At 67.5% G+C, this 26,390-nt stretch carries 19 protein-coding genes; 11 read left to right on the top strand and 8 right to left on the bottom strand.

Annotation, left to right across the window (positions count from 1 at the left end; genetic code table 11):
• The first annotated feature begins 60 nt into the window (after positions 1-60).
• The 6 genes from F468_RS0105960 (at position 61) to F468_RS0105985 (ending at position 11,793) form a co-directional block, all read left to right on the top strand.
• A complete protein-coding gene (locus F468_RS0105960; RefSeq protein ID WP_018994760.1) occupies positions 61-3,963 on the top strand; it encodes a YhdP family protein in 3,903 nt (1,300 codons plus the stop codon).
• 11 nt (positions 3,964-3,974) lie between these two features.
• Positions 3,975-4,805: a carbon-nitrogen hydrolase family protein gene (locus F468_RS0105965; protein WP_038038394.1), complete on the top strand. Its 831-nt coding sequence runs from the start codon at positions 3,975-3,977 to the stop codon at positions 4,803-4,805.
• Positions 4,806-4,908: 103 nt separating this feature from the next.
• Positions 4,909-6,351, top strand: a complete 1,443-nt coding sequence (gene tldD / locus F468_RS0105970) for a metalloprotease TldD (protein ID WP_018138653.1) — start codon at positions 4,909-4,911, stop codon at positions 6,349-6,351.
• A gap of 46 nt (positions 6,352-6,397) precedes the next feature.
• On the top strand, positions 6,398-6,661 hold the full coding sequence (locus tag F468_RS0105975) for a hypothetical protein (protein ID WP_012983351.1): 264 nt from the start codon (positions 6,398-6,400) through the stop codon (positions 6,659-6,661).
• Between the two features lie 86 nt (positions 6,662-6,747).
• The gene (pmbA, locus tag F468_RS0105980) at positions 6,748-8,121 is read left to right on the top strand and encodes a metalloprotease PmbA (RefSeq protein WP_018138654.1); all 1,374 of its coding nucleotides are present in this window, start codon (positions 6,748-6,750) and stop codon (positions 8,119-8,121) included.
• A 183-nt stretch (positions 8,122-8,304) separates the two neighbouring features.
• Positions 8,305-11,793 carry an EAL domain-containing protein gene (locus tag F468_RS0105985; RefSeq protein ID WP_018994761.1) on the top strand — a complete coding sequence of 1,163 codons (3,489 nt, stop codon included), beginning with the start codon at positions 8,305-8,307 and terminating at the stop codon, positions 11,791-11,793.
• 254 nt (positions 11,794-12,047) lie between these two features.
• On the opposite strand, the gene F468_RS0105990 is transcribed toward F468_RS0105985, so the two are convergent.
• From F468_RS0105990 to F468_RS0106025, 8 genes are read right to left on the bottom strand one after another with little or no spacing between them, the layout of a single operon-like run.
• Positions 12,048-12,878 carry a symmetrical bis(5'-nucleosyl)-tetraphosphatase gene (locus F468_RS0105990; protein WP_018138656.1) on the bottom strand — a complete coding sequence of 277 codons (831 nt, stop codon included), beginning with the start codon at positions 12,876-12,878 and terminating at the stop codon, positions 12,048-12,050.
• 8 nt (positions 12,879-12,886) lie between these two features.
• A complete protein-coding gene (gene apaG, locus F468_RS0105995) occupies positions 12,887-13,279 on the bottom strand; it encodes a Co2+/Mg2+ efflux protein ApaG (protein WP_012983348.1) in 393 nt (130 codons plus the stop codon).
• Positions 13,276-14,262 carry an ROK family protein gene (locus F468_RS0106000; protein WP_018138657.1) on the bottom strand — a complete coding sequence of 329 codons (987 nt, stop codon included), beginning with the start codon at positions 14,260-14,262 and terminating at the stop codon, positions 13,276-13,278. The genes apaG and F468_RS0106000 overlap by 4 nt, the downstream gene beginning before the upstream one ends.
• A gap of 40 nt (positions 14,263-14,302) precedes the next feature.
• A complete protein-coding gene (gene rsmA, locus F468_RS0106005) occupies positions 14,303-15,094 on the bottom strand; it encodes a 16S rRNA (adenine(1518)-N(6)/adenine(1519)-N(6))-dimethyltransferase RsmA (protein WP_018175425.1) in 792 nt (263 codons plus the stop codon).
• A gap of 8 nt (positions 15,095-15,102) precedes the next feature.
• On the bottom strand, positions 15,103-16,167 hold the full coding sequence (pdxA, locus tag F468_RS0106010) for a 4-hydroxythreonine-4-phosphate dehydrogenase PdxA (RefSeq protein WP_026296498.1): 1,065 nt from the start codon (positions 16,165-16,167) through the stop codon (positions 15,103-15,105).
• The gene (locus F468_RS0106015; RefSeq protein WP_026182207.1) at positions 16,133-17,560 is read right to left on the bottom strand and encodes a peptidylprolyl isomerase; all 1,428 of its coding nucleotides are present in this window, start codon (positions 17,558-17,560) and stop codon (positions 16,133-16,135) included. Before F468_RS0106015 ends, pdxA begins: the two co-directional genes overlap by 35 nt.
• Positions 17,544-19,799 carry an LPS-assembly protein LptD gene (locus F468_RS0106020; RefSeq protein ID WP_018994763.1) on the bottom strand — a complete coding sequence of 752 codons (2,256 nt, stop codon included), beginning with the start codon at positions 19,797-19,799 and terminating at the stop codon, positions 17,544-17,546. Before F468_RS0106020 ends, F468_RS0106015 begins: the two co-directional genes overlap by 17 nt.
• 37 nt (positions 19,800-19,836) lie before the next feature.
• Positions 19,837-20,484, bottom strand: coding sequence for an adenylate kinase (locus F468_RS0106025; RefSeq protein WP_018649281.1), 648 nt, complete (start codon positions 20,482-20,484; stop codon positions 19,837-19,839).
• Between the two features lie 262 nt (positions 20,485-20,746).
• Here F468_RS0106025 and ppa point away from each other — a divergent pair, with 262 nt between their 5' ends.
• From ppa to F468_RS0106050, 5 genes are all read left to right on the top strand, one after another.
• Positions 20,747-21,283, top strand: a complete 537-nt coding sequence (ppa, locus tag F468_RS0106030) for an inorganic diphosphatase (protein WP_018138663.1) — start codon at positions 20,747-20,749, stop codon at positions 21,281-21,283.
• A gap of 104 nt (positions 21,284-21,387) precedes the next feature.
• Positions 21,388-23,268, top strand: a complete 1,881-nt coding sequence (mrdA, locus tag F468_RS0106035; RefSeq protein ID WP_018138664.1) for a penicillin-binding protein 2 — start codon at positions 21,388-21,390, stop codon at positions 23,266-23,268.
• Positions 23,265-24,383, top strand: coding sequence for a rod shape-determining protein RodA (rodA, locus tag F468_RS0106040; RefSeq protein ID WP_018994764.1), 1,119 nt, complete (start codon positions 23,265-23,267; stop codon positions 24,381-24,383). The genes mrdA and rodA overlap by 4 nt, the downstream gene beginning before the upstream one ends.
• The gene (gene mltB, locus F468_RS0106045; protein WP_018138666.1) at positions 24,380-25,405 is read left to right on the top strand and encodes a lytic murein transglycosylase B; all 1,026 of its coding nucleotides are present in this window, start codon (positions 24,380-24,382) and stop codon (positions 25,403-25,405) included. Before rodA ends, mltB begins: the two co-directional genes overlap by 4 nt.
• Complete coding sequence (locus F468_RS0106050; protein ID WP_038049044.1) at positions 25,362-26,366, top strand: septal ring lytic transglycosylase RlpA family protein; 1,005 nt, start codon at positions 25,362-25,364, stop codon at positions 26,364-26,366. The genes mltB and F468_RS0106050 overlap by 44 nt, the downstream gene beginning before the upstream one ends.
• Positions 26,367-26,390: the final 24 nt, after the last annotated feature.

The raw sequence follows: 26,390 nt of genomic DNA on the forward strand, positions 1-26,390 counted from the left end.
CAGACAGCGCAGGGGTCCCGGCACACCGGGCCGGCGGTGTTGCGGCCGGTCGGGGCTGAAATGAGAGCCCTGTCACACTCCGTTCGTGTCGCTGTTGGCGTCCTCCTGCTGCTGATTGCGCTGGCTGCGCTTGCCTTGCTGTCTCTGCGCCTGACGGTGGCCCACTGGGACGGGCTGGGCGAGTGGGTGGAGACCACGGCCAGCGCGCAGCTGGGTTACCCCGTTCGCACGGACGAGATCGAACTGGGCTGGTCCGGCTGGTCGCCGGCGCTGGTTGCCCGGGGGGTGAGCGTCGACCTGTCCGGCGAGGAACCGCTGCATCTCGAACGCCTGCGCCTGTCACTCAGCGCCGGAGCGACGCTGCGAAGCCGTTTTCCGTCGATGCAGATCGAAGTGGCCGGCACCGAGGTCCGGGTGGTCCGCGAGGCCGATGGCGCGATTCACGTACACGGCTACGAGGTGGGGCTGGGCGACGGCGCCTTGCTGGAGATCCCGGTGGAGCGCTGGCCGGATCTCGAAGCGAGCGAGGTGCGCATCACCTGGGAGGACCGCGGGGCGGCGCTGGAGTCGGTCCTGGACGTGCGGCGCCTGGCCGTGCGGACGGACGCCCGGGGCCGGCTGCGAGTCTTCCTCGATGGCGCCATGCAGGGGGCGGCCGACGGTGACTTCATCCTGGGAGTGGAGGTGCCGGATGCGACCGCCCGCGATGCACGTTTCTTCCTCGATACCCAACCGGTGGCACTGGGCGCCTGGTCTCCCTGGCTGGTGCGCCTGGGCTGGGAGCCGCCTCCTGGCACGACCGCTCTGCGCCTGTGGGGCGAGATCGACGATGGCCGTGTGGTCGCGCTGCGCGGCGAGCACGACACCCAGCTGGACGGAGCCGGGGGCGAGCCGGGGGGCGCCTTTGGTCATCGCTTCGACTGGCGGGTGCGCGGCGCCGCCCATGAATCCAACTGGACCGCGACGCGCCCGGGGTCGGGCGATCTGCGCCTGCGCTATACGCTCGGGGGGGAACCCGAGGCCCTGATCGTCGAGGCGCTGGAACTCGCGGCGCGGGACCTGGAGGTGGAGCCCTATGCGCCGCTGCTGTTCCTGGTAGAGCAGCGCGCGCCCGAGCTGGCCGCCCCCCTGCGCGAGGTGCGCCCGCGCGGACGGCTCGGCGATGCCTGGGTGCGGGCGCGGCATGACGGGGAACGCCTGGAGCCGGCAGAGGGGCTGGCGCAACTGCGCGATCTGCAATGGCATGCGGGCGATTACGGGCCGGGCGTGCAGGGGGTCGACGGGGAGGTCTCCTGGCGCGAGGGCGGGTTGGAGCTCGACCTCGACAGCCGCAATGTGCGCTTCGAGATGCCGACCCTGTTTGATGACCCCCTGTGGGTCGAGACGGTGCGCGGGCGGCTGCGGGCCGAGCGCAGCGAGGCGGGTGACTGGCGCATCGCCGGGGAGGGGCTCGATGTCGCGAACGAGCACGCGGCGGCGCGCGGACGCATGCGGCTGTTGTTCGACGGACACGAGTCGGGCCCGCGCGTGGACCTGGCGCTGGATATCCTGCGCGCCGACGGCGACTACACCCAGCGTTATCTGCCCATCCACCTGTTGCCATCCAATACCTACCAGTGGCTGGCGGAGAGCATCCAGACGGGGGTCTCCGACGGGGGCGGTATGGTCTATCGCGGCCGTGGCCGCGACTTCCCGTTTACGGATCAGTCGGGTGTGTTCGACCTGTGGGCGGATATCGAGGAAGGCCGGCTCGATTACGAGCCCGGCTGGCCGGTGGCGGAGGACTTGCGCGGGCGCCTGCTGTTCCACAACGCGAGTTTCCGCGCGACCGATGTCTCGGGACGCATCCTCGATACGGCGGTCCACGGCACCGAGGTGTGGATCGACGACATGATGGACACCCCGGTCCTGGAAATCGAAGGGACGGGCGACGGCACCGCACAGGACCTGCTGCTGTACCTGCGTCAGGCCGGGTTGCTGGAGGACGCCGCCGAGATTCGCGATGCGGCCATGATCGAGGGGCCCACGCGTCTGGCCCTGGGCATTACCCTGCCGCTCGACGAGGACCGCCTGCAGGATGTCCGTGTGCAGGGGCGGCTGGACCTGCTGCACACGCGGGCCGAAGTCGCCGGCTGGCCGACCGGCTTCGAGGCTGTGGAGGGTGCGGTGCATTTTGATACCCACGACCGGGTATGGGCCGATGATGTGCAGGCACGAGTCCATGGAGAGTGGATCAATGTCAGCGCCGACTGGCCGCTGAACGGCGAGGAGGCCACGATTCGCGCCCATGGCCCCCAGCCGCTGGAACCGTGGCTGGAGGAGATACCCGCCCTGCAGCCATATCTGGAGGGGCGCGCGACCTGGGATGCGACCCTGCGGCTGGGGGATGCCATCGATGGCGTGCGTCTCGACCTGAGCTCGGATCTGGTCGGCGTCGGGATCGACTGGCCCAGCCCGATTGGCAAGGAACCCGATGAGCGGCGCCCACTGGAGGTAACGCTCCCGTTCGGTCACAGCCGGGCGGGCATCGGGCATGTGCGGCTGGGCGAGACCTTGCGGGCCCACCTGCGCCTGAGCCCAAGTCAGGCACCGGACGACCCGGCTGCGCGCGGGGTGGATCCACAGACCGCTGCGGCCGGAACGGACGTGCAGGCCATGGCGCTGGAGATAGGCATCCCGGCCGCAACCCTGCTCTCGCTTCCGGGCGAGGGCCTCTCGGTGCGGGCACGGTTGCCGAAGCTGGAGGTCCAGCCCTGGCTGGAGGCGCTGGCCGAGGCGCCCTGGGCGCGGGATGTGGATCTGGGGGATGTGGAAGCCGCAGATGGCAGCGGCGGCCTCAGCCTGCAGCGGATCGAGCTGGACGTGCGCGATCGTATCCGCTGGGGCGAGCTGGAGATCCCGGGTATGCGCCTGCAGGGGCAGCGTCGTGACGAGGGCTGGGACCTGGAGGCCCAGTCTGCCTGGCTGGCGGGAAGCGCCTCCTGGCGTGCGTCCGGCGATGGCCGTGACCGCTGGCAGGCGCGCCTGCGTCATTTGATCCTCGAGGACGTGGAATTTGATGGCGAGCCGGACAGCGATACGACCGTTCGGGCTGTCGAGGGAGGGGGGCTGGAGGACCCGCGGGAGTGGCCGGGGGTGGATCTGATCCTGGACCGGCTGCAAGTCGGCGAGTACCGCCTGGCCGATGTCCACCTGGCACTGGAGCCCGTGGACCAGGGTCTGCGGGTGGAGAGCCTGCGCGCCCGCGGCCCGGACGGCGATTTGCGGGCGCAAGGGACTGGCCATTGGCATGTCCTCGCCGACGGACGGCCCGACAGCCGTCTGGATGTCCGGCTGTCTGGTGATGACTGGGGAGGGGCCCTGTCATCGGCACGGCTCTCCCGCGCACTGGTGGGGGGCGAGGGGGAGGGTCGACTGGACCTGTCCTGGCCTGGTCCGCTGTATGCACCGCGCCTGGCGTTACTGGCCGGGACGATGGAGCTGGAACTCGAAGATGGCCGCCTGGCGGATGTCGAGCCGGGGGCAGGGCGCCTGCTGGGGCTGGTGAGTCTGGATGTGTTGCCGCGACGTCTGCGGCTCGATTTCCGTGACGTGTTCACGGAAGGACTTTCGTTCGATCGGCTGGAGGCGACCGCGACGCTGCAAGATGGCAATCTGCACGTCCCCGATCTGGAGATGCGGGGCCCATCCGCGCGCGTACGACTGAGCGGTCGCACCGGCCTGGTCGCGCGCGATTACGATCACCACATCGTGGTGGTGCCGAGTCTGCGTACCGCACTGCCGATCGTCGGGGCCCTGGTCGGCGGTCCGGTAACCGGGGTGGTGGTACTGTTGGCGGAACGAGTGCTGGGGATTGGGGATCAAATCGAAGAGGCCGCTCGCGTGGAATATCGCGTCACCGGTCCGTGGGACGACCCGGAGGTGCAGACCCTGGTTCAGCCCGCCACTGACAACGACGACTAGCGGATGTACCGATGACACAGGTAGCGGCAATACAGATGGCCTCCGGGCCTCAGCCCCAGGCAAACCTGCTGGAGGCCAAGCGCCTGCTGCAGGAGGCCGCGGACAAGGGGGCCCGTCTGGCGGTGCTGCCCGAGAACTTCGCGTTCATGGGGATGCAGGAGTCGGACATCCTGGGCATCGCCGAGGTCGCCGACGGGGCGGGGCCGCTGCAGGCCTTCCTCGCCGAGCAGGCCCGTCGCCTGGGGTTGTGGATTGTCGGTGGCACCGTGCCGCTACAGACCGAGGACGGGGGGCGCGTGCGCTCCGCCTGCCTGGTGTTCGACGACCAGGGCCAGCAGGTCGCACGTTACGACAAGATCCACCTGTTCGACGTGCAGTTACCAGACAGCAGCGAGGCCTACACGGAATCGAAGGTATTCGAACGGGGCGACGAGGTGGTGGTCGTGGATACCCCTGTGGGGCGCATGGGGCTCGCGATTTGCTATGACCTGCGCTTCCCGGAGCTGTTTCGGGCCCTGCTGGACCAGGGGGCTGACTGGGTCGCGCTGCCGGCGGCGTTTACCGCGCAGACCGGCCAGGCTCACTGGGATGTCCTGCTGCGTGCCCGCGCGATCGAGAACCAGTGCTATATGCTTTCGTCGGCCCAGGGCGGGTTCCACGTGAACGGTCGCGAGACCCATGGGCACAGCGCCCTGGTCGACCCCTGGGGCCGGGTCGTGAATCAGTTGCAGCGCAACCCGGGTGTGCTGCTGGCCGATCTGGATCATGCCCAGGTCGAGCGCATCCGCACCGTGTTCCCCACCATCGAACATCGGCGCCTGGCCTGCCCGGGGACGGTCTAGTCCGAATGTCTGCGGCGGGCATAACCGCGTGGCGCGCGGGCTTGAAAGCCCGGCGCGGGCCCCAAGCTCCATACTGAACGCATTCCTGAACCCCGAGGATTCCATGATCGACAGCCTTGCCCAACAAACCCTGCTCGACCCGGCCGGTCTGGGCGACCACGAGCTGACCACCCTGCTCGGCACGACCTTTGGCCGCGGCGTGGACGGGGGCGACTGCTACTTCCAGTTTGCCTGCCAGGAGGGCTGGTCGCTGGAGGACGGCATCGTCAAATCGGCCAGCTTCAATATCGAGCGCGGCGTGGGTATCCGCGTGGTGCGTGGCGAGCAGACCGGTTTTGCCTATTCGGACGACATCGCGATGCCGGCCCTGCTGGATGCGGCCCGCACCGCGCGCAGCATCGCCGATGCGGGCCAGAGCGGGCGGGTCGCGGTCGCGAGCCGCATGCCGACTCGTCCGGCGCTTTACGCCCCCGAGAACCCCATGGATTCGCTGGACGAGCAGTCCAAGATCGACCTGCTCAAGGAAGTGGACGCCGCAGCACGCGCCGCCGATCCGCGCGTGACCCAGGTGATGTGCTCCCTCGCCGGGGTGCACGAGGTCGTCCTGGTACTGAATGCGCGTGGCGAGTTGACCACCGATGTACGCCCGCTGGTCCGCCTGAGCGTTCAGGTAATCGCCCAGCAGGGGGATCGCCGCGAATCCGGTAGCTCCGGGGGCGGCGGCCGCTTCGGTTATCGCTACTTCCTCGAGAATGACCGCGCGGCTGGCTATGCCCGCGAGGCGGTGCGCCAGGCCCTGGTGAATCTGGAGGCGCGTGACGCGCCGGCCGGCACGATGAAGGTCGTGCTGGGCCCGGGCTGGCCCGGTGTGCTGCTGCACGAGGCGATTGGCCACGGCCTGGAGGGCGACTTCAACCGCAAGGGGACCTCGGCCTTTTCCGGGCGTATCGGCGAGCGGGTGGCCGCAAAGGGCATCACCATCGTCGACGACGGCACGCTGGAGGGGCGCCGCGGTTCGCTGAACGTGGACGACGAGGGCACTGCGACGCAACAGACCGTGCTGATCGAGGACGGTATTCTGCGTGGCTACATGCAGGACGAGATGAATGCCCGACTGACGGGCGTCCAGTCGACCGGCAACGGCCGGCGCGAATCCTACGCCCATCTGCCGATGCCGCGCATGACCAATACCTACATGCTGGCGGGCGAGGCTGACCCGGAGGAGATCCTCGCCTCGGTGGAGGACGGCCTGTATGCGGTCAACTTCGGCGGCGGGCAGGTGGACATCACCTCCGGCAAGTTTGTCTTCTCCGCCTCCGAGGCCTATCGCGTCGAGAAGGGCAGGGTGACCTACCCGGTCAAGGGCGCGACCCTGATCGGCAACGGCCCGGACGTGCTCACCCGCGTCTCGATGGTGGGCAACGACATGCGCCTGGACCCCGGGGTGGGGACCTGTGGCAAGGAAGGACAAGGCGTGCCGGTAGGCGTGGGGCAGCCCACCCTGCGTATCGACGGCATGACCGTGGGGGGCACCCAGGCGGCCTGACGCCGGCCCGGCGTGCCCGCGGACGAGCAGCGACAAGGAGGCTTAGATGAAGCTGGATTTTCTGGATCAGGAACATTCCCTGCCCGAGGGACACGGCCACGACAAGATCGTGCAGTGGCATGTCTTCCGCGACCGCGAACGGGCCGAGCATTTCGCCGATCACGTCGAGCTGGGCGAGGGCCAGGAACTGGTTGGTGGCTGGACCCGTGACAGCGTTGGCAAGCTTTACTGGGTCGGCGTGCACGTCGAGGACCTGGAACGCTGGGGCAACGTTGGCGCCGTACACAAGCACACGGGCCGCCCCTCCTGAAGCCCCGCGGGGCTTCGCACACCACGGCGGGCCGGGATGAACCCGGCCCGCCGATTCTGTTGATCTGAAGGCAAACGGACGTCTGTATGAGCACATCCCCCGAACGCATGGCGCCGGATCTCGAGATCCAGGCCCTGTCCCATTCCGCCGACTCCCTGCAGGATCGCGTCCAGCGGACCCTGGACGTGGCCCGCGCGCAGGGGGCTTCGGATGTGCAGGCGGTGGTCAGCCACAGCGTCGGTCTGGAGCTCTCCGTGCGCAAGGGCGAGATCGAGACGCTGGAGTACGAACGCGACCAGAGCCTGTCGCTGATTGCCTACTTCGGCCAGTCGAAGGGGGCCGCCTCGACCACCGATTTCGGCGAGCAGGCCCTGCTGGATACGGTCGAGGCCGCCTGCCGCATCGCGCGCTACACCGAGCCGGACCCCTATGCCGGGATGCCCGATCCCGCGCTCAAGGCCGGGGAGTGGGATGACCTGGACCTCGACCACCCCTGGGACTGCGATGCCGAGCAGGCGACCGAACTTGCGCGTGCGATCGAGGCCGCGGGCTTTGCCGCCGATTCGCGGATCGAGAACTCCGAAGGCGCGAGCGTCAGCACCCGCCGGGCGATCGCCTTTCTCGGCGACTCGCAGGGCTTCATGGGCGGGTATCGCAGTACGCGTCACTCGATGTCCTGTGCCCTGGTGGCGCGCGACGATGCCGGCATGCAGCGCGACTATGCCTACACCGTGGCCCGCCACGCGGCGGATCTCGACGCCTGCGAGGCTATCGGGCGTCAGGCCGCCGAGCGCACCGTGCGGCGCCTGGGCGGGCGCAAGCTTTCCACGCGCAGCTGCCCGGTGCTGTTTGCCCCGGAGATGGCGCGCACGCTGATCGGCAGCTTTACCCGCGCGATCTCCGGCCCCGCACAGTACCGCCACAGCTCGTTCCTGCTGAATGCGGTCGGGGAGTCCGTGTTTCCCGACTGGATGCAGATCGAGGAACGCCCGCTGACGCCGCGCGCGCTCGGCAGTGCCCCGTTTGATGGCGAGGGCGTGCGTACGCGCAACCGTCCTCTGGTGTCTGATGGCGTACTGCAGAGCTATACCCTGGACAGCTACGCTGCCCGGCGCCTGGGGCTGGAGAGCACTGGCAACGCGGGTGGCGCGCGCAACGTGACCGTCAAACCGGGCGAGCGGGACTTTGCCGCCCTGCTGGCCGAGATGGGCACGGGCTTTCTGGTGACCGAACTGATCGGCCAGGGTGTGAACGCGGTCACCGGCGACTATTCGCGCGGGGCGGCCGGCTTCTGGGTGGAGAATGGCGAGATCCAGTACCCGGTGGAAGAGATCACCATCGCCGGCAATCTCAAGGACATCTACCAGCGCATCGTCGCGGTGGGGACCGACGTCGATCGCCGGGGCAACATCCACACCGGCTCGATCCTGGTCGAATCGATGACCGTCGCCGGCGACTGACGACAGCGGCGCGCCCTGTCGTTTTCTGCTTCGCCTGGCCGCGACCCGGGCTCGGCCCGGGACCGGTGTTACCGGAATTTCTTTCGTGGTTAACTTGGCTCTGTTCACGGCCAGGGCGTTTTGTTGACGTTGATACCCTTCTTTCACCCGCGTACCCATGCTTCCGGACGCTATTCGTTCGCGGTGATCGTACTGGTTTTTGGCGGCGTGCTGACGCTGCTCGCGGCGCTTCAGGTCAAGCAGGTGCTGGATGCCGAGGCGACTGATCGCTTTGCGTTCGCCGCCGATCAGGTGACGATCCGGATCGAGGAGCGACTGGATGCCTACGCCCTGGTGCTGCGCGGGGCCGCAGGATTGTACGATGCCTCCGAGGAGGTCACGCGCGAGGAGTGGCGCGACTACGTGCGCAAGCTCCGGGTATCCGACACCCTCGAGCGCGTGCAGGGGATCGGTTTTTCACGCCTGTTGCGGCCCGACGAGTTGGCCGCACACATCGAGGAGATTCGGGTCGAGGGCTTCCCGGACTACACCGTGTTTCCGCCGGGTCCGCGCGAGACCTACTCCTCGATCGTCTACCTCGAACCTTTCGACGCCCGCAATCAGCGGGCCTTCGGCTATGACATGTTCTCGGAGCCGGTGCGCCGCGAGGCGATGACCCAGGCCCGGGATACCGGGCGTGCGGCGCTGACCGGGCGTGTGCAGCTGGTGCAGGAGACCGAGGAGGACGTGCAGGCCGGTACGCTGATGTACGTGCCCATCTATCGCATGGATATGCCCATCGATACGCCGGGGCAACGGGCCGAGGCCCTGAAGGGCTGGGCCTACAGTCCGTACCGCATGACGGACCTGATGACCGGCATCCTTGGTGACTGGGAACTGATGGAGGGCGAGGGCGTTGGGCTGCGCATCTATGACGGGCCCCAGGTGGATGACGACCGCCTGCTGTTCAGCAACAGCGGCATCGACTCGGAGGTCCCCAGCCGGTTTGCCCAGTCCCGCGAGATCGAGTTCAACGGCCGCATCTGGCGGCTGCAGTTCGATCACCAGGACCCGGATGCGGCGGTGGCCTACACCAGCGCCTGGGGCACGCTGGTGGCCGGGCTGGCGCTGAGCGGCCTGCTGTTCGGGCTGATCCTGTCGATCTCCGGCACCCGGGTGCGCGCCGAGGAGATCGCCCGGCGCCTGACCGACGAGCTCCGCGGGCAGGAGCAGCAGCTGCGCGAGAGCGAATTTCGCTGGCGCTTTGCCCTGGAGGGTTCGCGCAGTGGCCTCTGGGACTGGGATATCGCGCGGGACACGCTCTACTTCTCGCCCCGCTGGCGCGAAATCATGGGGGTGGTCGAGGCCGAACTCGGGGCCTCCCTGGAGGAATGGGAACGGCGCATCCATCCGGATGAAAAGGAGTCGGTGAAGGCCGCGCTACGGGCCTATCTCGAGGGCCGGCGCGAACGCTACGTCCAGGAGTACCGGGTCCGGCACGCGGATGGTCACTGGATCTGGCTCGAGGATCGCGGCCTGATCGTCAGTCGCGATGCGGAGGACCGCCCGTTGCGGATGATCGGTACCTGCACCGGCATCAGCGACCGCAAGAACGACGAGCTCGCCCTGCGCGCGGCCCATGCCGAGTCACAGCGCTTCCGTGATGCGCTGGACTATGTCTCCTCCTACATTTACATGAAGGACCCGCAGGGCCGATACACGTTTGCCAACAAGCCCTGCCTGCGCCTGTTCGGCGCGACGGAGGAGGATCTGCCCGGCAGCACCGACAGCCGTTTCTTCCCTCCAGACACGGTGCGCCGGTTGCGCAAGATCGACCACCGTGTGCTGGACGGCGACCAGACCACCGAGGAGATCGAGGTCATCGAGGAGGATGGCGGCCGCCGAGTGTATCTGGAGATCAAGACCCCGATCCGGGACGACAACGAGCCGGGCCAGATCATTGGCCTGCTGGGGATCTCGACTGATATCACCACCCTCAAGGAGCACGAGCGGCAGCTGGAACGGATCGCCCATTTCGATGCACTGACCGGTCTGCCCAATAGGGTGCTTCTGGCGGATCGCCTGCAGCAGGCCATGGCCCGCTCGCGGCGCCATGGCGAGCACCTGGCGGTCGTCTATCTGGACCTCGACGGGTTCAAACGAATCAACGACACCTTCGGGCATGCGGCCGGGGACCGGATGCTGGTGGAGGTCGCTGCGCGCATGAAGGCGGTCATGCGCTCGGAAGACACCCTCTCCCGCCTGGGTGGGGACGAGTTCGTCGCGGTGCTGATCGACGTCGGCGATCTGCACGGCTGCGAGGCCTTGCTGCAGCGGCTGCTGCAGGCGGCCGCGGAACCCATGCTGCTGGAAGACGACCGGTTGCAGGTCTCCGCCAGCCTCGGGGTGACCTTCTACCCGGAGGCGGACCAGGACCTGGATGCAGACCAGCTTCTGCGTCAGGCCGATCAGGCGATGTATCAGGCGAAGCTGTCGGGCAAAGGGCGCTTCCATGTGTTCGATGCCGAGCGCGACCGCTCGGCGCGCAGCCACCACGAGACCCTCGAAGACATCCGCCGCGCGCTGGGGAACGAGGAATTCGTCCTGTTCTATCAGCCCAAGGTGAATATGCGCAGCGGCACGGTCATCGGGTTCGAGGCCCTGATCCGCTGGCAGCACCCGGAGTATGGCCTGCTGTCGCCCGGGGATTTCCTGCCCGAGATCGAGGACCATCCGCTGGCCGTTGATCTCGGCGAGTGGGTGATCGACCGGACCCTGCAGCAGCTGCGGGCCTGGGAGACCGTCGGGCTGTCCACACAGGTCAGTGTCAACATCGCGGCCTACCAGTTGCGCCAGCCGAACTTCGTCGAGCGCCTGGAGCGGCTGCTGCAGCACCATCCGGATCTCGCGCCCGGGCGCCTGGAGTTGGAGGTCCTGGAGACCAGTGCGCTGGGCGACATGGTGGAGATCTCCCGCCGCCTGGAGGGTTGCCGGGCCCTCGGGGTGGGCGTGTCGCTGGACGACTTCGGCACCGGCTACGCCTCGTTGACCTATCTCAAGCGCCTGCCGGCGGGGATGGTCAAGGTCGATCAGAGCTTCATCGGCGATATTCTGGATGATCCCGAGGATCTGGCGATTCTGGACGGGGTCCTGAGCCTGGCCGGGGCCTTCGGCCGGGAGGTGATCGCAGAGGGGGTGGAGACCATTGCCCATGGCGACATGCTGCTGGGCATCGGTTGCGATCTGGCGCAGGGCTACGGCATTGCGCATCCCATGCCGGCGGACCGGATCCCGGCGTGGGTGAACGAGTGGCAGCCACCGGCCCACTGGGCGGACCTGGCTCGGATCCATCGCGAGGCCATGCCTCTGATGTATGCCGCAGTCGCCCACCGGGCCTGGGTCATGCGTGCGGAGGCCTATCTGCAGGGGCAGACTTCTCAGCCGCCGTTATTGGCCGAGGATCGGGACGGATTCGTTCGCGGCCTCGAGCGTGCGGGCTCGCGGCGGGTGGACGAGGCCGAGGCCCTGCTTCAGAGGCACCAGGAGGTCCATGACCTGGCCGGCGAGCTGTTCGCCCTGCGTGAACGCGGTGAGGATAGCCGGGCTCTGGCGCGCCTGCACGAACTGCATGCGGCCCGCGATCGTCTGTTGGACGAACTCTCGGCGTATCTGCACTCGGTCCACGCGGGCTAGAGAAGCACTGATCCAAGTACAAGTCGCATCGGTGCCCGGGTTTTCCGAGGCAAGGCGTCTCGTGGAGCGCGTTACCCGCCCATTGTTGATCAAAAACGGGTGTGCGCACGGTGCTGCGGCTCCCTTGTGCAGATCGATTGCACGGTAGTCACCGCGCCTTGTTCGCACGCGAAAGCGACTCAAGTGCGAGCATGTGCATTGCTCAGTGTTTCCCTGGCGGACGCTCTTTGCGCCGCCGATGGCCACGCTGCGCCTTATTGGCTGCAGGCGGTCTGCCAGGTGCGTACCCGGAAGGGGTCGCGGGTCTCGTCGAGGCGCGCGATCGTCATTGTCCTGCCCCAGACGCAGCCACTGTCCAGTGACAGCCAGCCGGGTCCTCGGCGGTGACCGAGCGCGGCCCAGTGACCGAACACCAGGGACCAGCCTTCGCTTGGGCGGCCCGGCCAGGCAAACCACGGTGTCAGCGTTTCCGGGGCATCTTCCGGTGGCCCATTGCCTGAGAATTCCAGTCCGCCATCGGGCATCAGGTAGCGCATGCGGGTAAAGGAGTTGATCGTGAAGCGAAGGCGATCATATCCGGCCAGCTCCGGGTCCCAGTGGGCAGGCTCGTCGCCGTACATCACCTCGAACAGGGCATGGCGTCGCGCGGGGTCGCGCAGCTCGGCCTCCACCCGCCGGGCCTCGGTCTGCGCGGTTTCGAGATCCCAGCCCGGCGCAATGCCGGCATGCACCAGGGTCCAGCCAGCGTCGGAATCCGTGTGCAACAGGGGACGCTGCGCCAGCCAATCCAGCAGCTCGGCGGCATCCGGGGCGTCCAGCACGGGGCGCAGGGTGTCCTTGTTGCCGGGGGTGCGGACACCCTCGGCCGTGGCCAGCAGGTGCAGGTCGTGATTGCCCAGCACGGCGGTCGCGGCATCGCCCAGGGCGCGTACGTAGCGCAGGCAGCCAAGCGAGTCTGGTCCCCGGTTGACCAGGTCACCCACCAGCCACAGGTGATCCGTGGCGGGGTCGAAACGGACCTGCTCCAGCAGGCGTTCCAGCGGGTCCAGGCAGCCCTGGAGGTCACCAACCGCGTAAAGGGCCATGCCCTGGCCTAGTGAAGCGTACGGGGTACGGAGAGGGTGAAGGGCGGGATCGGCGCCTCGAAGGTGTTGCCGCGTTCGTCCTGCATGCCGTAGCTGCCCTCCATGGTGCCGACGGGTGTCTCGATTACCGTGCCGCTGGTGTACTCGAAGCTGTCCCCCGGCTCGATGCGTGGCTGCTCGCCCACCACGCCCTCGCCGCGCACCTCCTGCGTCTGGTCGCGGCCATCGCGGATGATCCAGTGGCGATTCAGCAACTGCACGGTCAGCGCGCCGGAGTTGCGGATCGTGATGTGGTAGGCGAACACGTAGCGGTCGTCATCGGGCTCCGACTGGTCCTCGACATAGGCCGTGGCGACCTCGATCTCGATGGCGTGTTCTTCGGTTTCGCGGGGCGAATTCATTCGGTTGCAGCTCCTGTCTGGAACCAGGCGCTGACGGCAGCGCCCAGCAGGCCGGGTTCAGGGTGCATGATAAGGGACACGGGCAGTCGCTCAAGCAAGTGGGTCATCGGTGGGCGATTATGCAGGGCCCGCAGAAACGTCGTGTCCTGGAAGTAATCGGCCCAGCGCGGGGCGATCCCGCCGGCCAGGTATAGCCCACCGGTCGGCAGCGCAGTCAGGGCCATGTCGGCTAGTTGTCCCGCATAGATCGTTACAAAACGCTGGACGACCGCGAGGGCCGCCGCGTGGCCGGCATCGGCCAGGTCACTGATGGCGGCGGCCGGGTCGGCCGCGGTCAGCGCTCGCGCCAGCTCGCCATCGTCCCGGCGTGCCAGTTCAAAGCGTGCGATGCGCGCAATGCCGCGGCCGCTGAGCAGGTGCTCGCGGGTGCACAGTCCTTCCTCGGCGCTGACGAACGCCGCGAGCGCCGCCTCGTTGGCGTCGGCCGGGGAAAAGCGTGCGTGCCCCCCTTCGCCGGGATGGATGGCGGGCTGCTGGCGCGGGCCGACCAGGCAGGTCCCGAGACCCGTTCCGGCCCCGACCACCAGGCGCAAACCCTCTGGATCGGCCGCTGCGTTCTGCAGGGTGATCCGGTCTCCGGGTTCCAGGGCATCCAGGCAGGCGCCGACAGCGGCGAAATCGTTGATCAGGGCGACCGGGATACCCAGTGCCTGTTCGAGGGCATACGCATCCAGTTCGGGCCAGTCGAGGTTGGTCGCGCGGGCCCGACCGCTCTGAACGGGGCCGGCCAGGGCCAGTCCGGCAGCGGCCAGCGGCTCGGCCGGTTCGACCTCGTTGCGCCAGACCTCGAGGATGTGGTCCAAGTCGGGAAAGTCGCGGCTGGGGTAGCGGCGGATGTCGTGCAACGACCAGTGCGCGCCGCTGCGGCGCGCACGTGCGACCCGGGTGCGGGTACCTCCGATGTCGGCCACCATGAAGTCCATGGGTCCATCATAGCGGATCGCGGTCCGCTGGCGGGGCCGGTCAGCTGGGCGCGACCATTCGCGCCAGCGCTGCGAAGCCGTGGACGTCCACGGTCTCCGGGCGGGCGCCCGGGTCCAGATCGGCGGCCTCGATCCGGGAGGCATCCACCAGCCCGGACAGCCCCCTCCGCAGGGTCTTGCGGCGGTTGGAGAAAGCCTGGTTCACGACCTTTGCGAACGCCGGATACAGTGCGCTGTCCACCAGCGGCGCCTCCAGTGGTGTGATGCGCACGACCGCGGAGTGGACCTTGGGCGGCGGGTGGAAGGCGCCGGGGGGAACCCCGAACAGCGACTGGGCCCGGGCGCGCGCCGCGAGCATGACCGTCAGTCGGCCGTAGGTCTTGCTGCCGGGGGCGGCGGTCATGCGCTCGACCACTTCGCGCTGCAGGAGGAAATGCATGTCGCGGATGGCCTCCATCTGATCGAGCAGGTGGAATAGCAGGGGGGTCGAGATGTTGTAGGGCAGGTTGCCCACGACCCGCCAGCCACCCTCCGGTGTCGGGCCAAGGCTTGCCAGGTCCAGATCCAGCGCGTCGCCCACATGGAGCTCCAGGCGCTCCGGGGCAAAGGCGGCGCGCAGACCGGCCGCCAGGTCACGGTCAATCTCCACCGCGACCAGACGATTCAGGCGCTCCAGCAAGGCGCCCGTCAGGGCCCCCCGGCCGGGGCCGATCTCCAGCACCGGGTCGTCGGGGTGCGGGGCGATCGCGCCGACGATGCGCGCGAGCACGGCCTGATCATGCAGGAAGTTCTGGCCGAACCGCTTGCGGATCGGCGGCAGCGCGCTACCCATGTGCGGTATCACCCATGGGCGTGCGCGGCCTGTGCCTGCAGGCGATGGCGGGCCAGTTCCCGCGCCAGGCCCTCGGCCGCGAGGAAGCTGCCGACCTCTGCGCGGCCGCTGCCGGCCAGGTCGAGGGCCGTGCCGTGATCGACCGAGGTGCGCACGAAGGGCAGCCCCAGGGTCACGTTGACTGCATGCCCGAATCCTGCGTGCTTGAGCACCGGGAGCCCCTGGTCGTGATACATCGCCAGTACCGCATCGACCTCGGCGAGGGCGCGCGGGGTGAAGGCGGTATCCGCGGGCAGCGGCCCGCGCAGGTCCAGGCCCTCGGCGCGCAGCCGGTCGAGCGTCGGGGTGATGACCTCGATCTCCTCGCGTCCCAGTACACCGTCCTCGCCGGCGTGCGGGTTCAGTCCGCACACACCAATGCGCGGGCGTTCGATCCCGAAGTCCTCGGCCAGATCGTGGTGCAGTACGCGGGTGACCGCCTCGATGCGCTCCGGCGTGATCGCGTCGGGGACGTCGCGCAGGGACAGGTGGGTAGTCACCAGTGCGACCCGCAGGGATTCGGTGGCCAGCATCATCACGGGCATGGGCGCGCCAGCGCGTTCGGCCAGCCACTCGGTATGACCACTGAACGGGATGCCGGCACGGTTGATCACGCCCTTGTGCACCGGGCCGGTGACCATCGCGTCGAAGGTGCCATCGAGACAGCCATCGGCGGCGGCGGCGAGCATTGCCAGTACGCCTTCGGCGTGCCGGGGGTCGAGGGTGCCCGTCTGCACCGGGCCGCCGGCCGGGACCGCGACGATCTCCAGGGCCCCGCGCGGCGTAGCGGTGCGCGGTCGTTCGGGGTCGAAGGGGATCAGGTGGATCGACCGGCCCAGTTGCTGCGCCCGCTGCTCGAGTACATCCGGTTCCCCGATGGCGACGCGCTGGGCGCCACCGCCAGGCTCGTGGGCCAGGGCAATCAGCAGATCTGGCCCGATCCCGGCTGGCTCGCCGGCGGTCAGTGCCAGACGCGGGATTGCACCCGGCGTCCGGGCGTCAGGAGCCGAAGCCGTCAACGCGGTACTCGACATAGGCCTCGTCGCGCAGGCGCCGCATCCACAGCTCGATCTCTTCCTCGCGCTTGCGGTTTTGCAGGATCTCGCGGGCACGGGCGCGGATCTGCTCGCGCGAGGTGTCGACCTCGCGGTGGTCGAGGACCTCGATGATGTGCCAGCCGAACTGGCTCTCCACCGGCTCGCTGATCTCGCCCGGCTGCAGGGCGTTCATCGCCTCCTCGAACTCGGGCACTAGCTCGCCGGGGCTGATCCAGCCGAGCTGGCCGCCCTGGGCAGCGGAGCCGGGGTCGTCGGAGTTCGCGCGGGCCAGGGCCTCGAAGTCGCTGCCCTCGCGGATGCGGTTGTACAAGGACTCGGCCTGGCGGCGGGCCTCCTCGTCGCTGCGGACCTGGTCCGGGCTGATCAGAATGTGGCGTACCTGCGTCTGCCGGACGCGGGTCTGGTCGCCCCCTTCGCGGTCCACCAGCTTCATGACGTGGAAGCCATTCGGCGAGCGCAGCACGTCGCTGATCTCGCCGGTGCGCATCAGCACGGCCTCGCGGGCGAATACGGAGGGGATCTCGCCGGCGGTGCGCCAGCCGAGGTCGCCGCCCTCCAGGGCATCCGGGGCATCGGATTCGGAGATGGCCACACTGGCGAAGTCCTCACCCTCGCGCACCCGCTGGCGCAGTTCGCGGGCCTTTTCGCGGGCGGTGGCGATCTGGCTGGAGTCCGCGCCGCGCGGCAGCGAGACCTGGATGTGCGCGATGCGATAGCGCACGCCGCGGTCGATGGCGCCGCTTTCGGAGGCGATCAGGTCCGCGATTTCCTGGTCGCTGACGCGAATCTGGTTGTCGACCTGGCGACGCTGCAGCTGGTTGACGGTCAGTTCGTTGCGAATCTGTTCGCGGAAGGCGTTGAAGTCGACGCCGTCCTGCAGCAGGGCCTGACGCAGCTGCGGCAGGTTCATGCGGTTTTCGCGCGCGATGTTCTCCATCGCCCGGTTCAGGGTCATCTCGTCGATGTTGATGCCGACCCGCTCGGCCTCCTGCAGCTGAACGCGTTCGACGATTAGCCGTTCCATGACCTGCCGCGCGAGGGTGTCACGATCCGGCGGGCGGGTGCCGCGCTCCATCATTTGCTGGGCGACCAGGTTCATGCGCTCGACCAGTTCGCGCTGGGTCACCACGTCGTCGCCGACCACGGCGAGGATGCGATCGGTGAACTGATCCCCCTCCGGTGGCGTGATGGGCGCGGCAGGGGCTCCGGCCTCGGAGGCGGCCCCCGGGGTGACCGGGGCCTCGACGGCGTCCTCGGGCTGTTCGCCGCCGGGAACCTGCGCCTGTGCGGACAGGCCGAGGCTCATAAGCACGGCGCCCAGTAGCGGGAGCCAGGAGGCCCGGCGGTGTTGGTCAGGGGAGTGCGTCATATCCGGCTATACCCTCGCTTAAAAGCGAATCCACGCCGGAGTCGAAACGTCCGAGTCCGTCCAGCGTGAGTTGGAAATAAATCGAGTTGTCGTAGGTCTCGTCGAAGTCGTAGGCGCGGCGGGCGACCACTCGGATGCCATAGCAGCAACTACGATACTGAAGGCCGGCCAGAAGTTCGAGATCACGCTCCTCCTGCAGGCTGTAATTCCAGCGCCCGATCGCATCGATGCGTGGGGTCACGGGCCACAGCACGGAGACATCGGTCTGGTCGATGGAGCGGTTGCCGGCCTCGCGCTGACGATACCCCACGTTGATGCGGGCGCGAGCGCTCGGGCTGTAGCTGACCGACAGTGCTGTGAGGGTGGTCTCGCCTTCGTCCTGGTTGTACAGGATGGAGCCCCGGCCGCTCCAGGCATCGCCGATGCGCACGCGGCCCTCAAGGGCGAGATCCGAGCGGGACTCCGTCAGCGGATCGCCGTCAGGAGCGCGGCGGACCTCGCGATCTTCGAAATAGCGAATCTGGCCGGCGGACAGGCTCATCCGTTCCTGGCCGGTCTGCTCGTCGAAGATGCGGGTGGTCAGCGCGGTGGTCAGCTGGTGCGTGTCGCCGACCCGGTCGGCGCCGACGAAGCGGTCGAGGCTGAACAGGTTGTCGAAGCTGAAGTCCGCCTCGCCGGTGTCGAAGACCGGGATATCGGTCTGGTCGACGAACGGGACATAGCCGTAGAAGATCCGCGGTTCCAGCGTCTGCAGGCGACGCCCGTCCTGGATCGGACGTTCGAAGACCAGACCGGTGTCGATCGATGCCCGCGGCACGGTGCGGCTGATCGACTCGGGTCCTGGCTCGCCCCGGCGGTCCAGTTCGTAATGGGTATAGCGCACCCCGGCGCTGGGCTCAAAGAAGAAGCCCCCAGTATCGAAACGCCAGGAGGCCGTGGGGTTGAGGTCGAAGCGCGTGCCCAGGGGTTCCAGCGAGTCGCTCTCGCTGCGCTCGAAGCGCACCAGTTCAGTGTCCAGGTCCCAGGCCAGTCCGCGCCCCAGATACTCGCCCGCCTCCAGGGTGATCTGCGGCAGGCGCTGGTAGGGCTCGCGCTGGGCGCGCAGCTCGGGATCGACGATCTGGTAGTCCTCGATGCGGGTGCGCAGGCGGTAGGCCGGCTGGTTGTAGGTCAGGTCTGCACGGCGGCGCAGATAGGGGGTGCTGCCGGAGTAGCGGTCCGCGCCACCGAAGTCGCGGAAATACTCGCTGTCGGAGGCGTCGGCGGCGTCCAGGCGAAAGCGCAGGTCCGAGGTCAGGCGGCTCTGGTGAAACCACTGCACGTAGTGCCGGTCGTCGCCGAATACGCGGTCGCTCGGCAGGTAGCGGATATCGGCCACGCCCTCGTGGCGAGGCTGCAGGTAGCGGAATTCGGTGCCGAGCTTCACCCCGCGGTCCGACATGACTCGCGGGGTGAACGTCGCGTCGTAATTCGGTGCGATGTTCCAGTACCAGGGCGTGCTGATGTCGAGCCCGTGGCGTGAACTGACCCCGGCGCTGGGCAGCAGGAAGCCGCTCTGGCGGCGGTCGTCCAGCGGGAAGTGGATGTACGGCGTGTAGGCGATGGGCACGCCCTTGAAGTCAATGCGGGCGTTGCGGGCAACCCCGATGCCGCGTTCGCGGTCCAGTTCCAGATCTCGTGTGCGCAGCCACCAGCTGTCGTTGTCGATCGGGCAGGTGGTGTACTCGGCGTCCTCGAACTCGTGCAGGTGGGGCGCGAGCTGGATGCCCACCCCGGCGCTGCCTCGTGCCGGCACGGACTGCACCAGGTAGTCGATGCGCCGGAATTCCCCGGTTTCTTCGTCCAGGCGGTACTCGCCACCGTCGGTGTGCAGCAGCAGGTCGCCGTCGAACAGCCGGGTGTCACCCTCGGTGCGAGCCACGCCCGTCGCCCGGTCGTATTCGAGGAATTCGGTATCCAGGCGACGTCCTTGTTCGAAGAGCTGGACGTTTCCGCGGGCGCTGATCAGTTCACCCTCTCGGCGTACGTAATCGGCGTCGATATCAGTGATTTCGGCCGCGAGCTCGCGCATCTCGGGCCACTCCATGCCGGGAGCGAAGTCGCAGCCCGGGGGGCGCTCCATCCGCTCGAGTCCGGCCTGTGCCGCCGTGGCCGTGACGCCGAGCACGCAGGCAATGATGGTCCGCGCCGTGGCCCGGCGGTGCAGTGGGCGTGCGTAGCCGTCAGGCGATGGCGTCATGCGGGTTTCAGTCTGGGGAAACACGGATCATGCTGGATCAGTGTTTCCCCAGCAGCTGGCGGACTTCGTCGAAGATCAGTGCAATGTCGCGGGTGCCATTCACATGCTTGAGCAGGCCGCGGCGGGCGTAGTATTCGATCAGCGGCTGGGTCTGTTCTTCATAGACCTTCAGTCGATTGACGACCGTCTTCTCGGTGTCATCGGCGCGGTGGACGAGTTCGCCACCGCACAAATCACAAACCCCTTCCTGCTGGGGCGGGAAGGTATGGGAGTTGAATACCGCGCCGCAATCGCCGCAGGAGACGCGTCCGGTCAGGCGCTGTTTCAGTTCATCGAACGGCACATCGATCTGGATCGCCTGGTCCAGCGGTGCGCCGAGCTTCTCGAGCATGGTGTCCAGGGTCTCGGCCTGGGCGACGTTGCGTGGAAAGCCGTCGAGGATGAAGCCCTTTTGTGCGTCCGGTTCCTGCAGCCGGTCGCGGATCAGGCCCAGGACCAGGTCGTCGGGTACGAGCTGGCCGGCGTTCATCGCGCTTTCGACCTGCTTGCCCAGTTCGGTCTGGGCGGCCATTGCGGCGCGCAGCAGGTCGCCGGTGGAGATTTGGGGGATACCGAAGGTGGCGACCATCTTCTTGGCCTGGGTGCCCTTGCCGGACCCCGGTGCGCCCATCAGGACGATACGCATGGCTGACTCCTGCTGCCGGGTGCGACGCCGAACCGCAGCACAAGCCGGGTACGAGGCGGCACGGTGAATGGCTATCGTGAAAGGGCCGCGGTGGTGCGGCGCAAACCGTTTCCCGAGCGCGGTCTTATACCGCCTGAGGGTAATCGGCCGCAACCGCTCAATACAGCCCGTGGCTCCCTGGCCTGACGGCGACGGGTGCCATTGCGGAGGCTCTCCCCTGTATAATGCCCCGCTCTTCAAAATAATCGGAATATACTCAAGCATGGACCTCAACCAGATCGAAGCCGGCAAGGATCTCCCCAACGACATCAACGTGGTGATCGAGATCCCCACCCAGGGCCAGCCCGTCAAGTACGAGATGGACAAGGACAGCGGGGCTCTGGTGGTCGATCGCTTTATGGCGGTCGCAATGTTCTACCCGTGCAACTACGGATTCATCCCGAACACGGAGTCGGAAGACAACGACCCGGTGGACGTGCTGGTGATCACCCCGGTGCCGCTGTTGCCGGGCTCGGTCGTGCGCTCGCGCCCGATTGGCATGCTGAAAATGACCGACGAGGCCGGGGTCGACGCGAAGATCCTGGCGGTTCCGGTGAGCAAGCTGTGCACGCAGTCCGAGCGATTCAAGGGCCCGGAAGACGTGCCGAAGGAACTGCTGGACTCGATCAAGCACTTCTTTGAGCGCTACAAGGAGCTGGAGAAGGGCAAGTGGGTCAAGGTTGAGGGCTGGGTAGGCGCCGAAGAGGCCAAGGCGGAGATTGTTGCCAGCTACAAGCGTTACCAGAAGAGCAAGATCTGAGCCGGTAGCGGCCCGGCGTCAGCGCGTGGCGTGGATCGTCCCCGTATCCCCGGGGTCGGGGGTCGCCGGGTGCGCGGCGTTCGTTGTTGTGGCGGTCCGCTGAGATGGCCGGGCGCGATGACTACGGGCAGGAACAACAGGACCAGCAGCGGTATGCCGTGCGCATCCTGCTGGCACTGGTCCTGCTCGCCGCGGTCCTGCTCCTGATCGGCTGGCGCCTGTCGGGGCTTCAGGTCGGCGCGCATACCCATTTCACCACGCTGTCGGAGAACAACCGGCTGCGGGTGGAGCCGATTGCGCCCAGTCGCGGTGTGATCCGGGATCGCAATGGTCAGTTGCTGGCGGGCAACCGCGCCTCCTACCAGCTGGAGGTGACGGTTGAACAGGCTGGCAATCTCGATGACCTCCTGGAACGACTGCATGACTTTGTCGAGCTCTCCGACGCGGATATCGAACGCTTCCGCCGCGGCGTGCGCCAGCGCCGACCCTTCCAGCCGGTGCTGCTCAAGGCGGGCCTGGACGACACCACGGTGGCCAGGATCGCGGTCTCGCGGCACGAGTTGCCGGGGGTGGAGATCGAGGCCCGTCCGATGCGCTTCTATCCGCTCGGTGACAAGTTCTCGCATGTGGTCGGGTACGTGGGCCGGATCAACGAGCAGGACCTGGCACGGGTGGACCCGCGTGCCTACGCCGGCAGCTCGCATATCGGCAAGATCGGCATCGAGCGCTACTACGAGGACCTGCTGCACGGCCGCCCGGGCTACCGTCAGGTAGAGGTGAATGCCCAGGGACGGGTGATCCGCGAGTTGTCGGTGACACCACCGGAGGCCGGTACCGACATTACGCTCACCATTGACGCGGACCTGCAGCGTGCCGCTTACCGGTCGCTGGCGGGCCGGCGGGGTGCGATTGTCGCCCTGGACCCGAACAACGGCGAGGTGCTGGCGCTGGTTAGTGCCCCGGGATTCGACCCCGAGATGTTCGTGCACGGCATCTCCCAGGCCGCCTTTTCCGATCTTCAATCTGACCCCGCGCGGCCGTTGTTCAATCGCGCCCTGACCGGGCAGTATCCGCCGGGCTCCACGGTCAAACCCCTGGTGGGGCTGGCCGCGCTGGACGAGGGGATTACCACCGCGGATCGACGGATGTTCGCCCGTGGCTATTTTCAGATCCCCGGCCATGAGCGTCGCTATCGTGACTGGCGCCGGGAGGGGCATGGCTGGGTCGACATGTCGCGCGCCATCGCGGTCTCCTCTGACGTGTATTTCTACGACCTTGCGCATACGATGGGGATCGACCGCATGGTGCCGATGCTGGGGGCATTCGGGCTTGGGCAGCGCGTCGGTATCGACGCCACGGGCGAGCGCGCAGGTATCCTGCCCAGCCGTGACTGGAAGCGAGCGACGCACGACCAGGTCTGGTTCCCCGGCGAGACCCTGATCACCGCGATTGGCCAGGGCTACATGCTGTCGACACCGCTGCAGATGGCGGACTTCACGGCGACGCTGGCCGGGCGCGGGCAGCGCATCCAGCCGCGCCTGCTGCAGTCGATGGACAATGGCAACGGCGAACTCGAACGGCTGCTGCCGCAGCCTCGCGAGCCGGTGCAGGCGGCCCCGGAGCACTGGGACACGATTCACGAATCACTGATCGAGGCCGTACATACGCGCCATGGCACCGCCTGGGGTTCGATTGGCAGCCGCCCGCCGACGAACTACCGCATCGCGGGCAAGACCGGCACTTCGCAGGTCTTCGGGCTGGGCCAGGACGAGGAGTACGACGAGGACGAGCTGCCCCGGCATCTGTGGGATCACGCCCTGTTCGTGGGCTATGCGCCCGCGGACGATCCGCAGATCGCGGTGGCCGTGCTGGTCGAGCACGGCGGCTCGGGCGGTCGTGTGGCGGCCCCGGTAGCCCGCGAGGTGATGGACGCCTTCCTGAAAGGCGATGCCGGAATGACGCTCGACGTGGCGGAGGACGAATGATCAGCGTGACGGGGCGCGAGATGCCGCTAGGGCAGTGGGTGCTGGGGCGCCTGCGCCTGGATGGCGTGCTGCTGGTGCTGATCGGCATCTTGCTGCTGGTGGGGCTGGCGGTGCTGTTCAGTGCCTCCGGCGAGAGCATGAATGCCCTGGAGCGTCAGGCCATGCGCATCGGACTCGGCGTGACCGCGATGGTGCTGGTCGCGCAGATCCCCGTGCGTACTCTGCGGTCCCTCGCGCCTTGGCTGTTTGTGGCTGGTGTCGCGCTACTGCTGGCGGTCATGGTCGCCGGCGAGATCGGCAAGGGGGCGCGACGCTGGCTGGATCTCGGCTTCATGCGCTTCCAGCCCTCCGAGATCATGAAGCTGGCGGTGCCGATGATGGTCGCCTGGTACCTGTCCACTCGCAACGATCGGCCGCGTTTTCGCGACCTGCTGGTGACGGTGCCCCTGATCCTGGTGCCCGTTTTTCTGATCATGCGCCAGCCGGATCTGGGGACCGCGATGCTGGTGGGTGCCGCTGGTTTCCTGGTGATTTTCCTGGCGGGGCTGAGCTGGCGCTGGTTCGTCGGGCTGGGACTGGCCGCGGCCGCCGCGATCCCGGCGTTGTGGTTGCAGATGCATGACTATCAGCGCCAGCGGGTGCTGACCCTGTTCAATCCGGAGTCGGATCCGCTGGGGACCGGTTATCACATCATCCAGTCGAAGATCGCGATCGGCTCCGGCGGGCTGTACGGCAAGGGCTGGCTGAATGGCACGCAGTCGCACCTCGACTTTCTGCCCGAGCGTTCCACGGATTTCATTTTTGCGGTATACGCCGAGGAATTCGGGTTTATCGGTGTCGCACTCCTGTTGTTGCTGTATTTTGCGATCGTGGCGCGCGGGCTGTGGATCTCGGCCCTCGCTCAGGATCGCTTCGCCCGTTTGCTGGGCGGCAGCCTGGCGCTGACCTTCGCCGTCTATATGGTGGTCAACATCGCGATGGTGACAGGGCTTCTGCCCGTGGTCGGCGTGCCGCTTCCGCTGGTGAGCTACGGCGGCACATCATTGGTGACGCTTATGGTCGCCTTCGGTATTCTCATGAGCATTGCGTCGCAAAAGCGCCTGGTGAATCGATGACCCTCAACCTCCGCCCGCTGGGCACCCTTCGTTCCGTCCTCTTGCAGGCCGGGTTGATCCTGTCACTGGGGGCCTGCTCCCTGTCGAACGTCTCGGGGTCCGAGTTTCGCGCCGGTGATCCGCCGTACCTGGAGCGCGAGGAGGTCCAGGCCTTTATCGACGAACAGGTCGAGGCGGGCATGGATCGCGACGAGCTGGAGAGTATGTTCGCCGAGGCCGATCCCCAGCAACGCATCCTCGACCTGATCTCGGCCCCTGCCGAGGCGCGCCCCTGGAAGGACTATCGCCCGATCTTCGTGAACGACCTGCGCATCGAGCGCGGCGAGCGCTTCATGGAAGAGCAGGCCGAGACCCTCGCGCGCGCCGAGGAGACCTTCGGCGTCGAGCAGGCGATGATCACGGCGATCATCGGCGTGGAGACCAACTACGGGCGCAACACCGGGGGCTTCCGAGTGTTCGATGCGCTGGTCACGCTGGGATTTGACTACCCGCCGCGCGCGGACTTCTTCCGCCGCGAACTGGGCGAGTTTTTGACCCTGGTGCAGGAGGAGGACCTGGATGTCCGCGAGACACGGGGCTCCTACGCCGGCGCGATGGGGCGCGGACAGTTCATCTCGTCCAGCTACCGTCACTACGCGGTGGACTTCGACGGCGATGGTCGCCGGGACCTGCTGAACTCCTGGCCGGATGCGATCGGCAGTGTCGCCAACTACTTCCGCGAGCATGGCTGGCAGACCGGTGAGCCGGTGGTGGCACGCGCCCGGGTCGAGGGGGATGCCCACGAGGAGCTGATCAGCCGCAATTACCAGGCCCGCTTTGATCTCGACGAACTCGCCGAGCACGGCATCTATCCCGACGAGTCCGTGGCCGAGGACGGGAAGTACTCGTTCATTCGCCTCGAGGGCGAGGACGGGTATGAATACTATCTTGGCTATCCCAATTTCTATGTGATCACCCGCTACAACCGGAGCCCGCTGTATGCGATGGCCGTCCACCAGCTGGCCGAGGCCTTTGCCGAGTAAACGGTGCCGCCCTGGCGCGGCCGCCGCCGCGGCGGCGGTGTTGTTCGCGCTGATGCTGGCCGGCTGCTCGTCGGCCCCCGATCGCAAGGCAGACCCGGATCGCCCGCTGGGCGATGCGGCGTATGACGCCTACCCGGACCCGGATGACATCCCGCAGGATCTGGCGCTGATCCCCGACGCAGTGCCGACCGACGAGCCCCCGAGTCGCTACGGGAACCCGCCCGAGTACGAGGTCTTCGGGCAGCGCTACCGTACCCTGCGCACTAGCACCGGCTTCGAGGAAGAGGGTCTGGCCTCCTGGTACGGGACCAAGTTCCACGGCCGGCGAACCTCCAGTGGCGAGCCCTACGACATGTATGCGATGACGGCAGCCCACAAGACGCTGCCGCTGCCGACTTATGTCGAGGTCGTGAACCTGGAGAATGACCGTCGCGTGATTGTGCGGGTCAATGATCGCGGACCCTTTGTGGATGAACGCATCATTGACCTCTCCTATGCGGCGGCGCATCGGCTGGACATGACCGATGCCGGTGTGGCCCCGGTGCGCATTCGTGCCGTGGGGCCGGAAGACGTCGATTCGCCGCGTGTGGCCGAATCGCGCCCGCCAGTGCCGGAACCCATCGTGCTCGCCGAGGCCAGCCAGGGGGGCGGCAGCAGCCCGGTCGCGACATCGTCTGATGACGCGCGCGCTGCTTCCGAAGCGAACGCCCCAGAGGCCGCCGCGAACAACGGCCGCTGGGTGCAGATCGGGGCGTTTTCCGAACGCCGAACGGCGGAGGAGATCCGGCGCGATCTCGAGGCCCTGGGCTTCGAGTCGATCGAGATCTCGACGCTGGAACGCGACGAGCAGGCGGATCTGCATCGGGTGCGTATCGGCCCGCTGGAAGAGGTCGAGCTGCAGGAGGCGACCGAGCGCCTGCAGGAGGCCGCCCACGTCGACTACCGCATCGTTGACGACTGACATCGCGTATCGCTCAGTTTTTGT

It is taken from the genome of Thioalkalivibrio sp. ALJ2, from assembly GCF_000378325.1.
Classification (GTDB): Bacteria; Pseudomonadota; Gammaproteobacteria; order Ectothiorhodospirales; family Ectothiorhodospiraceae; genus Thioalkalivibrio.